General features: G+C 65.1%; 9 protein-coding genes and 1 other RNA gene. 4 read left to right on the forward strand and 6 right to left on the reverse strand.

The window, feature by feature from the left end; all coding sequences use genetic code 11:
- On the reverse strand, positions 1–1,170 hold a 1,170-nt coding region (locus JOZ76_RS12850; protein WP_291699003.1), incomplete at its 3' end, for a DNA polymerase III subunit gamma/tau.
- 105 nt (positions 1,171–1,275) lie between these two features.
- An RNA gene (gene ffs / locus JOZ76_RS12855) (signal recognition particle sRNA small type) lies at positions 1,276–1,372 on the reverse strand.
- A 191-nt stretch (positions 1,373–1,563) separates the two neighbouring features.
- Between ffs and JOZ76_RS12860 the strand changes: the two genes are divergently transcribed.
- The 4 genes from JOZ76_RS12860 to JOZ76_RS12875 all read left to right on the forward strand — a co-directional run bounded on the left by JOZ76_RS12860 (position 1,564) and on the right by JOZ76_RS12875 (position 4,528).
- A complete protein-coding gene (locus tag JOZ76_RS12860) occupies positions 1,564–1,983 on the forward strand; it encodes an HIT domain-containing protein (protein WP_291699004.1) in 420 nt (139 codons plus the stop codon).
- Between the two features lie 9 nt (positions 1,984–1,992).
- The gene (gene nudC, locus JOZ76_RS12865; RefSeq protein ID WP_291699005.1) at positions 1,993–2,940 is read left to right on the forward strand and encodes an NAD(+) diphosphatase; all 948 of its coding nucleotides are present in this window, start codon (positions 1,993–1,995) and stop codon (positions 2,938–2,940) included.
- 65 nt (positions 2,941–3,005) lie between these two features.
- Complete coding sequence (locus JOZ76_RS12870; protein ID WP_291699006.1) at positions 3,006–3,932, forward strand: sugar kinase; 927 nt, start codon at positions 3,006–3,008, stop codon at positions 3,930–3,932.
- Positions 3,933–4,027: 95 nt separating this feature from the next.
- Positions 4,028–4,528 carry an Lrp/AsnC family transcriptional regulator gene (locus JOZ76_RS12875; protein WP_291699007.1) on the forward strand — a complete coding sequence of 167 codons (501 nt, stop codon included), beginning with the start codon at positions 4,028–4,030 and terminating at the stop codon, positions 4,526–4,528.
- 96 nt (positions 4,529–4,624) lie between these two features.
- On the opposite strand, the gene JOZ76_RS12880 is transcribed toward JOZ76_RS12875, so the two are convergent.
- The 4 genes from JOZ76_RS12880 to JOZ76_RS12895 all read right to left on the reverse strand — a co-directional run.
- Positions 4,625–6,124 (reverse strand): phosphomannomutase/phosphoglucomutase, encoded by a 1,500-nt coding sequence (locus JOZ76_RS12880; RefSeq protein ID WP_291699008.1) that lies wholly within the window; start codon positions 6,122–6,124, stop codon positions 4,625–4,627.
- 124 nt (positions 6,125–6,248) lie between these two features.
- A complete protein-coding gene (locus tag JOZ76_RS12885; RefSeq protein ID WP_291699011.1) occupies positions 6,249–6,785 on the reverse strand; it encodes a TIGR02281 family clan AA aspartic protease in 537 nt (178 codons plus the stop codon).
- A 165-nt stretch (positions 6,786–6,950) separates the two neighbouring features.
- Complete coding sequence (hrpB, locus tag JOZ76_RS12890; protein ID WP_291699009.1) at positions 6,951–9,668, reverse strand: ATP-dependent helicase HrpB; 2,718 nt, start codon at positions 9,666–9,668, stop codon at positions 6,951–6,953.
- 111 nt (positions 9,669–9,779) lie between these two features.
- The coding region (locus JOZ76_RS12895) for a UDP binding domain-containing protein (RefSeq protein ID WP_291699010.1) at positions 9,780–10,403 on the reverse strand (624 nt) is incomplete at its 5' end.

Raw genomic sequence — 10,403 nt, forward strand, 5'->3', positions numbered from 1 at the left:
GGCGATGCGCACCAGCACCATTTCCGCAGCCGCGGCCGGCCGGGTGGCCGTCTGCACTTCGGCGATGCCCTTGAGCAGCATCTGCCACATCCGCGACAGCACCCGGATCGACAGTTTTGCGGCAAAATCCCGCGCGCGCAGCCGTTCGGTCTCGCTGAAGGCGACGTTGTCGGCCAGCGCCGGCACGTACTTGACCCGGGTCGCGAAGTTGACGAACTCGGCCAGATCCGAGAGCACGACGATCGGATCGGCCCCGGTGTCGTACTGGTCGCGGAACTCGCGGAACGCGCTCGCGATATCGCCGCGGGCCAGATGCTCGAACAGGTCGATCACCCGGGTGCGGTCGGCGAGCCCCAGCATCTGCCGCACCGCGTCGGCGTGCACCGGGCCGGCGGCATGCGCGATCGCCTGGTCGAGCAGCGACAAGGAGTCGCGCACCGATCCTTCGGCGGCGCGGGCAATGATCCCGAGCGCCTCGGGCTCGATCTCGACACCCTCCTTGCCTGCGATAGTGCCGAGATGCGCCATCAGCACGTCGGCCTCGACCCGCCGCAGGTCGAAACGCTGGCAGCGCGACAGCACCGTCACCGGAACTTTGCGGATTTCGGTCGTGGCGAAGACGAATTTGGCGTGCTCCGGCGGCTCCTCCAGCGTCTTCAGGAAAGCATTGAACGCCGCCGTCGAGAGCATGTGGACTTCGTCGATAATGTAGACCTTGTAGCGGGCGCTCGCCGGCGCATAGCGCACGCTGTCATTGATCTGCCGCACGTCGTCGACGCCGGTGTGCGAGGCCGCGTCCATCTCCAGCACATCCATGTGCCGGCTTTCCATGATGGCCTGGCAATGCGTGCCGAGGACGGGCATGTGGATGGTCGGCCCCTGCACCGACCCGTCGGACAATTCGTAGTTCAGCGCGCGCGCCAGAATGCGCGCGGTCGTGGTCTTGCCGACGCCGCGCACGCCGGTCAGGATCCAGGCCTGCGGAATCCGATGGGTCTCGAAGGCGTTGGAAATGGTGCGGACCAGCGCGTCCTGGCCGATCAGATCGTCAAAAGAGGAGGGACGGTATTTGCGCGCCAGAACCCGGTATGGCCTGGCAGCGGCACCGACGTCGAGGCCGGCTTGACCGGCGCTGTCAGGCCGATCGGAAGGAGCGCCAGCATCGGTCATCGATCGATCCGCAATTGAAGTCTCTTTCGGCCGGCTTTTGCGGAAAGGAGCACGAGCAGGCGCCCCAGGGTCGGCCCGGTCGCACCGCTCGCTCGAAAAAAGCAGGTAGGAGACTGACGAGCGACCCGATCCGGACCTCGTTAGGGCTGCTTCCTTCCGGACCTGACCCGGTTGGCGAGTGGCTCGTCCACCGCCAATCTCCCGGTCCCTATTTGGGGCCAAAAGCCCGAGAAAGCAAGCGGGGCCTGTGCTGTCATGACGTGCGAAAAGCGGGGTATCCAGTACGGATCATGCGCTTTCGCTGACGATGACGCCTTGATATGAAACCCGCCACCCTTTGCTCTTCCGAAGGCACTCTAAATGCCCGATCATTTCCGGGCTTGGGAACCGCGAATGTCCGATCCCGCCTGGTCGCTGCATCCCCAGCTCAAGAAAGACACCATCGACATCGGCGACCTGCCGCTGTGCCGTGTCCTGGTGATCCAGGACGCGCATTATCCCTGGCTGCTGCTGGTGCCGCGGCGTGACGGCGCGGTCGAGATCATTGACCTCGACGAGATCGAGCAGGCGCAATTGATGACCGAGATCAGCCGCGTGGCGCGGGCGCTGAAAGACATCACCAAATGCGACAAGCTGAACATCGCAGCGCTCGGCAACGTGGTCCCGCAGCTTCACGTCCATGTCATCGCACGGCGTACCAGCGATGCCGCCTGGCCGCGCCCGGTGTGGGGCGTGATGCCGGCGCTGCCCCACGACCCCGAGGAGGTCAGGAATTTCATCAGCGCGCTGCGCCGCAAGATCTGGTTGGGTTGAGAACAACAAATGTCAGCATTCGATTCATTTCCCCTGGGCCGACCCGCTTTCGTCAACAATATCCTCGATCGCGCGGCGCATCTGCGCCGTCATGACGACAAGCTCCTCGCGTTCGAGGGCCATCCCGCTACGCGGGCCTATGTGGTGCATCGCGATTCGCTTGTGGTGAAGCGCGAGAATGGCGGCACGCGCGCGCTGCTCTCGATCAACGAGGCGCTCAAATTCGGCGCCAACCCCGGAACGATCTTTCTGGGGCTGCGCGACGGCGCCGCGGTTTTCGGCATGGGGATCTCGCAAGCCGCCGCGGACAAGCTCATCAACCGCGAGGACGTCGCGGTAACCGAACTGCGCGGCATGGCCATGCAGGGCATCGTGCCGCCGGCCGAGCTCTCGGCGATCGCGATGGCCAAATCGCTGGTCTCTTGGCACCAGCGTCACGGCTACTGCGCCAATTGCGGAACACGCACGGCCATGAAGGAGGGCGGCTGGAAGCGCGATTGTCCGAGCTGCAAGGCCGAGCACTTTCCGCGCACCGACCCGGTCGTGATCATGCTGGTCACCGCGGGCGAGAAATGCCTGCTCGGCCGCCAGAAGCAGTTTCCGCAAGGCATGTATTCCTGCCTTGCTGGCTTCGTGGAGGCCGCCGAAACCATCGAGGACGCGGTCCGCCGCGAGATCTTCGAGGAAAGCGCGATCCGCTGCACGGATGTCAGCTATTACATGACGCAGCCCTGGCCTTATCCGTCATCCCTGATGATCGGATGCACGGCGCGCGCGCTGAGCGAGGATATCGTGGTCGACCACACGGAACTCGAGGACGCCCGCTGGTTTAGCCGGGACGAAGCGCGGTTGATGCTGGCGCGCCAGCATCCGGATGGCCTCGCCGGACCGCATCCTTTCGCCATCGCCCATCATTTGGTCGGCCGCTGGGCGCATGCGGACAAGCCCGGCGCGTAAGCCGGGAACCGGTTGGCGTCTCTACCGATAATATTGCTTCCAGACCCGTAACGGCGGATTCCGACATGAGCTCTCCCAAGAAAGTCCCCCACATCCTCTGCATTGGTATTCCCGTGCGAGACGGAACGTTTCGCGTCGAGCACGTGCCGGAGCGCGGTTTCAAGGAGAACGCGTCGCATTTCGAGGAGATCTGCGGCGGCAATGCGCTCAATGCCGCCATCGGGATCGCCCGGCTCGGCGCCCGCGCCTCGCTCTGCGGCCCGCTGGGCGATGCCTCGGAGATGGCAAGCCGCTTCATCTTCGACAAACTTGCCGAAGAACGCATCGATACCAGCCACCTGGTGCACATGGCAGGCCTGGTGACGCCGATCTCCGCGATCATGATCGATGCGAGCGGCGAGCGCACGATCGTGACCTTCCGCGATCCGGGATTGTGGAAGGTGCAACTGCCCCCAGCCGACGTTCTGCTCAGGGATTGCGACGCCATCCTGGTCGAGAGCCGCTGTGCCAGCTTTTCGACCGAGCTCTGCGCCGAAGCGCTGCGGCGCAAAATTCCCGTGGTCGTCGACATCGACCGGCAGATGTCGCGCAGCGAGGGCATGCTGACCGCCGCCTCGCACCTCGTCTTCTCCAGCGAGCAGCTGCAGGAGACCGCGGGAGTTACCGACGACGGCGAAGCGCTGAAGAAAATGGCCAAGCTGACGCCGGCCTTTTTGGCCGCAACGCGCGGGCCGCGCGGCACCATCTGGCTCGATGAGCAGGGCAACCTCAAGGAAACTCCGGCGTTTCCGGTTCACACCGTGGACACGCTGGGGGCGGGCGACGTGTTCCATGGCGTCTTCACGGTGGGCCTGACCGAGGGCATGACCCTGCCGGACGCGCTGCGGTTCGCCTCGGCCGCCGCGGCATTGAAATGCACCCGCTTCGGCGGGCCGTTCGCGGCTCCCGGCCGGCCTGAGGTCGAGGATCTTCTGCGGCGCAGCCCGGCCTGAGCACGCCGTCAGTCCGCCGAAAAAGGACGCTTGAAGGAGAAGAATTTTCTCTATACAAAGGGGAAAATCCCCAGATATGGAACAAAGTTCTTCTCATGAGTGACCCCGCACTTCAGCTTTCCGAGTCGAGCCGCCGCCTCGACGCCATCGACCGCAAGATTCTGATGGTATTGCAGGAGGATGCGTCGCTGTCGGTCGCCGAGATCGGCGACCGGGTCGGACTGTCATCGACGCCGTGCTGGAAACGCATCCAGAGATTGGAAGCGGATGGAGTCATTCTCCGCCGGGTTGCGCTGGTCGATCAGAATAAGATCGGGCTCGGCATTTCCGTTTTCGTCTCGGTCGAGAGCTCCGACCATTCGGAAGCCTGGCTGAAGAAATTCGCCGACGCCGTCAGCGCGATGCCGGAAGTGATGGAATTCTATCGGATGGCTGGCGATGTCGACTACATGCTGCGCGTCGTGGTCGCCGACATGCCGAGCTACGATGTCTTTTACAAGAGGCTGATCAGCGCCGTGCCGCTCAAGAACGTCACCTCACGTTTTGCGATGGAAAAAATAAAGTCGGTCACCGTGCTGCCCGTGCCGGCGGCGTGATACGAACACGACGGGGAATTGTCGAAGACGCAAGCACCGCAGCTCGAGACGTTTGCCGCTCAATGCTCGCATCGCTCCGGAATGACGAGCCCCGCTTCAAATCTTCTGATTGTATTCGCCGACTTCGGGATGGCTGCGCAGCACGCCATCCATCGCCGCGAACATGTCGCGCATGCGCTGCTCGGATACCGGGCTTTCCACCACCACGACCAGTTCCGGCTTGTTGGAGGACGCGCGGATCAACCCCCAGCTGCCGTCTTCGACGGTGACGCGCACACCGTTGACGGTGACGAGATCGCGGATGGCCTGCCCCGCGACCTGGTCGCCGGCTTTTCGTGCGGCTTCAAAATGCTTCACCACCGCATCGACCACGCCATATTTGGCTTCGTCGGCGCAATGCGGTGACATGGTCGGCGACGACCAGGTTTTTGGCAGCGCATTCTTCAGATCGGCCATCGACTTTCCAGCGGCGCGATCGAGCATCTCGCAGACCGCGATCGCCGACACGAGGCCGTCGTCATAGCCGCGCCCGAACGGCTTGTTGAAGAAGAAGTGGCCGGATTTCTCGAAGCCCGCGAGCGCGCCGAGTTCGTGGGTGCGCCGCTTCATGTAGGAATGGCCGGTCTTCCAGTAGCTGGTCTTGGCGCCCTGTTGCTGCAGGACGGGGTCGGTAACGAACAGGCCAGTCGATTTCACGTCGACCACGAACTGCGCATCCTTGTGCAGCGCCGACATGTCGCGCGCCAGCATGACGCCGACCTTGTCGGCAAAGATCTCCTCGCCGGTATTGTCGACGACCCCGCAGCGGTCGCCGTCGCCGTCGAAGCCGAGACCGACATCGGCTTTATTCGCGAGCACCGCATCGCGGATCGCGTGCAGCATCTCCAGGTCTTCCGGATTCGGATTGTATCTCGGGAAGGTATAATCGAGCTCGGCATCGAGCGGGATCACTTCGCAACCGATCATCTCGAGCACTTTTGGCGCGAAGGCGCCCGCCGTGCCGTTGCCGCACGCGGCCACGACCTTGAGCTTGCGCTTCAGCTTTGGCCGGTTGGTGAGGTCGGCCATGTAGCGCGCCGGGAAATTCTCGTGGAACTGGTAGGAGCCGCCGCCGCGGTTCTGGAACTTGGCCTCGAGCACGATCTCCTTGAGCCGCGTCATTTCGTCCGGGCCGAAGGTCAGCGGACGGTTGGCGCCCATCTTCACGCCGGTCCAGCCATTGTCATTGTGCGAGGCCGTGACCATGGCGACGCAGGGCACGTCGAGCTCGAACTGCGCGAAATAGGCCATTGGCGTCAGCGCGAGCCCGATGTCGTGCACCTTGCAGCCGGCTGCCAAGAACCCCGAGATCAGGGCGTATTTGATCGAGGCCGAATAGCCGCGAAAATCGTGGCCGGTGACGATTTCCTGCTTCGCCCCGAGCTCCGCGATCAGGACGCCCAGCCCCATGCCGAGCGCCTGTATCCCCATCAGGTTGATTTCCTTGTTGAACAGCCAGCGCGCGTCATATTCGCGAAAGCCGGTCGCCTTCACCATGGGCTCGGATTCGAAGGCATAGGTGTTCGGGACAAGCACGGATTTGGGCTTGGGAAACATGGGGACAGCCTCAAACGCTGAATGAAATGGAACACAGGCATAGCGAATGCCCGCGTCCGACGGAAGGCGGCGGGAACGACTGGCCGCGATTATTGCATAATTCAGCTGATTTGGAGGCGTTCCGTTACTGCTCCAGGACCATCCGGCCGTTGGCATATTCGAAACGCCTGAGCTTCGACAGGAAAGACAGGCCGAGCAGGTTTTCCGACAGCGCCTCGTCCGGCAGTACCATGGCCTCGACGTCGCGCACGATCAACCCGCCGACGTCCAGCATGGCCAGCCGCGTGCGCGCCGCCTTGACGGTGCCGTTCGCGGTTGCGACCGCGGCATTGTAGTCGCCGGCCGAGGGGCGCAGGCCGAACCGCGCCGCCGAGCTTTCGTTCAACGCCACCACCGAGGCGCCGGTGTCGACCATGAAGCTGATGCGCTGGCCATCGATCCGTCCCTCGGTGAGGAAGTGGCCGCGATTATCGCGGGGAATGGAAAGGCTGCGAAATCCCGCCTGCACGGCGGCGGCCGCCGGCGCTGGGCTTCGTCCGACGGTCGCCGCGGAGGCTGACGTGCTCGCAGCGGCCGGACGCGGCGTCATCCGTTCCGCGACTTGCGCCATGAAGGTGCCGAGACCAATCAGGATCGCCGCGAAGATCATTATGTTACGCATCACGCCACAAACCTGGTTCTTTGGGCCGGCGATTTGACCATGGGCGCCAGCAACGCGCGACTAAACGGGATTGGCTCGTCCTGCCATTTTGACGAAAAGGATGAGCGAAGCGTTAACTTGGCTGGAGCGCGTGCCGCTTCAGGTCTCGCACGGCAGCGAATGGCCTCAAGTTCCGCGCGGCTTGGCGCGTCGCGTCGGAAGAGCGCTCGCGGGATCGTCGGGCCATGGATGCCTGGGATACCGTCCGCGGAGGTCGGTACGGACCGCCGCGTAGCTGCCGCGCCAGAAGCCCGGCAGGTCGCGCGTGACCTGCACGGGTCGCTGTGCCGGCGACAGCAGCTCCAGAACCAGCGGCACGCTGCCCCTGGCAATGGATGGATGCGTGTCGAGGCCGAACAGCTCCTGAAGCCGGACCGCGATGGTCGGTCCCTGCTCGGCCTCGTAGTCGATCGCGAGCATGCTGCCCGTGGGCGCCTCGAAATGCGTCGGCGCCTCGCGATCGAGCCGCGCGCGCAAGTCCCAGGGCAGCAACGCCATGACGGCATCCGAGAGATCCGAAGCAGACAAATCCTTCAGCGAGGTCTTGTCGTGGAGCGCGGGCACGAGCCAGTCCGCGCGTCGTGCGATGAGCGCATCGTCTGACAAGTCGGGCCAGCTCTCGCCTTCGGCCTTGCGCAGGAACATGACGCGGTCGCGCCATTGCCTGGCCGTCTTCGACCAGGGCAACCGGTCGAAGCCGAGCGCGATCAGGCCATCGGCCAGGATGCGCGCGCTCTCCTCCGACGGCGAGATTGCAAGCGGGGATTCCGACAGCGTGATCGCATGCAACGTGGTGCGGCGCCGCGCGCGCAGGGCCGCCGCGCCGCGTTCGAAGAAAATCTCGTCCGCGACTTCGATGTGATCGGCGAAATGTCGCTCGATCTCGTCTTGCAAGATCGGCGCCGCCAGCAGGATTTTCCCCGAAGCCGCGGTCCCGGTGAGTTCACCGACCGCGATGAAGGGCGCGCGCGCCAGCGCCGAGGTCTGCTCCACCATCGCGCCGCGGCCGTTGGCGAGCACAAAACTGCCATTGCCACGGTTGCGTGCGACCCGATCCGGAAACGCGAAGGCCAGCATGACTCCGGTGGAGAGCTCTACCGCCGCCTGAACTGAACTTCTTTTGCTGTCCCGCGATGACTCTCTGCGTTCCCCCCTAGTGCGGGGCGCACGGCTGCTCGGCTCCCCTCTCCCTTGCGGGGAGGGGTCGGGGGTGGGGGTGCCCAGACGAGAGACCGCTGTTGTGGCCCCCCCTCCCCGACCCTCCCCCGCAAGGGGCGAGGGGGCTGCTAGACCGTTCGCGCGGCCCGAATGAGCAAGGTGCGTTGCAGTCCCTCCATCTGGAACTAGCTCGCCCGACGCCACCTGCGCGGCCCAGCGCCGGGCCATGTCGCGGGCGCTCACCGCACGCTGCGAGCGATCGCGGCGGAACTGATCGAGCCGCGCGTCGAGATCGATGCTGTCGCCGCCGAGCCCGCGCTCGGTGAGAATGGCGGCAATATCAGCTGCGGCCTCGCCGGTCCCGAAGCGATGCGCATCCACGATCATCCGCGACAGCCGCGGTGGCAGCGCCAGCGCGCGCAGGCTCTTGCCCTCCTCGGTGATGCGGCCATCGGCATCGAGCGCGTCGAGCTCGCGGAGCAGATTTTTGGCCTCCTTCAGCGCTGGCGCAGGCGGCGCGTCGAGGAAGGACAAAGTCGCCGGATTGCTGACGCCCCATTGCGCGAGATCGAGCACCAGCGAGGACAGGTCGGCGGACAGGATTTCTGGCTGGGTGAACGGCGCCAGCGATGCGGTCTGCGGCTCATCCCACAGCCGGTAACAGATGCCGGGCTCAGTGCGCCCGGCGCGGCCGCGGCGCTGATCGACCGCCGCGCGCGAGGCGCGTACGGTCTCGAGCCGCGTCAGGCCGATGTCGGGCTCGTAGCGCGGCACGCGGGCGAGCCCCGAATCCACCACGATGCGCACGCCCTCGATGGTGAGCGAGGTCTCGGCGATCGATGTCGCCAACACCACCTTGCGCTGGCCTTTCGGCGCCGGCGCGATCGCGCGATCCTGCACGGCCGCATCGAGCGCGCCGAACAGCGGCACGATCTCGGTTGCCGCATCATGAATCCGCTCGGCGAGGAAAGTCTGGGTCCGACGGATCTCGGCGGCGCCGGGCAGAAAAGCCAGCACCGAGCCAGTGTCCGCGCGCAATGCCGTGGCGATGGCGTCCGCCATCTGCCGCTCGAGGAGTGCATCGGACCTGCGGCCGAGATAGCGCGTCTCCACCGGAAAAGCGCGGCCTTCGCTGGCCACGACCGGCGCGTCGCCCAAGAGCTTGCCGACCCGCGCGCCGTCGAGGGTTGCTGACATTACGAGGAGGCGCAGATCCTCACGCAGGCCGGTCTGGGCGTCGCGTGCCAAAGCGAGGCCGAGATCGGCGTCGAGCGAACGCTCATGGAATTCGTCGAACAGCACGGCGGCGACGCCGGTCAGCTCCGGATCGTCGAGGATATGCCGAGAGAAAATGCCCTCGGTGACGACCTCGATCCGGGTCGCGTGCGAGATCTTTGAACCGAAGCGGACGCGATAGCCGACGGTCTCGCCGGCGCGCTGGCCCAAGGTTTTGGCCATGCGCTCGGCGCTGGCGCGCGCGGCGATCCGCCGCGGCTCCAGCACGATGATTTTTTTCCCCGCAGCCCAGGGCTCGTCGAGCAGCGCGAGCGGCACGCGCGTGGTCTTGCCGGCGCCCGGCGGCGCGACCAGCACGGCGGCATTCCGCTGCTGCAGCGTGCGCAACAATTCGTCGAGCACGGCGTCGATCGGAAGAGGCGTGTCGAAGGTACGGGGCAATGATCGCATCCGTCATCACCCGCGAAAGCGGGTGATCCAGTAAACTCAGAGCTCACCGACAAGGAAGCATCGGGAGTACTGGATACCCCGCCTGCGCGGGGTATGACAACCAACCGGGCCCTACCGCCGCGCCTGGGGCGGGCGCCCGACGCTCTCATAAATGAAGCCGAGCGCCGCCATGTCCTCGGCCCGGTAGACATTCCGCAGGTCGACAACGATGGGCTGCGCCATTGTCGCCTTCAGCCGCTCCAGGTCCATGGCGCGGTACTGCACCCATTCCGTCACCAGTACCATGACATCAGCGCCGTCGGCGCAGGCATAAGGGTCGTTGCAATATTCGATGTCGGGTAATTCCTTCTTCGCCTGCTCGATGCCGATCGGATCATGCGCGCGCACTTTTGCGCCCATGTCGAGCAGGCCTGTGACCAGCGGGATCGACGGCGCCTCGCGCATATCGTCGGTGTCGGGCTTGAAGGTCAACCCGAGCACCGCGACCGTCTTGCCTCGCAACGACCCGCCGGCGGCGCCCGCCACCTTGCGCGCCATCGCGCGCTTGCGGTTGTCGTTGACGCCGAGCACGGCTTCGACGATGCGAAGCTGCGCGTCGTGGTCCTGCGCGATCTTGACCAAGGCGCGGGTGTCCTTCGGAAAGCACGAGCCGCCGAAGCCGGGTCCGGCATGCAAAAATTTCGAGCCGATGCGGTTGTCGAGACCAATGCCGCGCGCGACCTCCTGCACGTCGGC

The sequence above is a fragment of the Bradyrhizobium sp. genome, from assembly GCF_019244115.1.
In the GTDB taxonomy this organism is placed as follows: Bacteria; Pseudomonadota; Alphaproteobacteria; order Rhizobiales; family Xanthobacteraceae; genus Bradyrhizobium.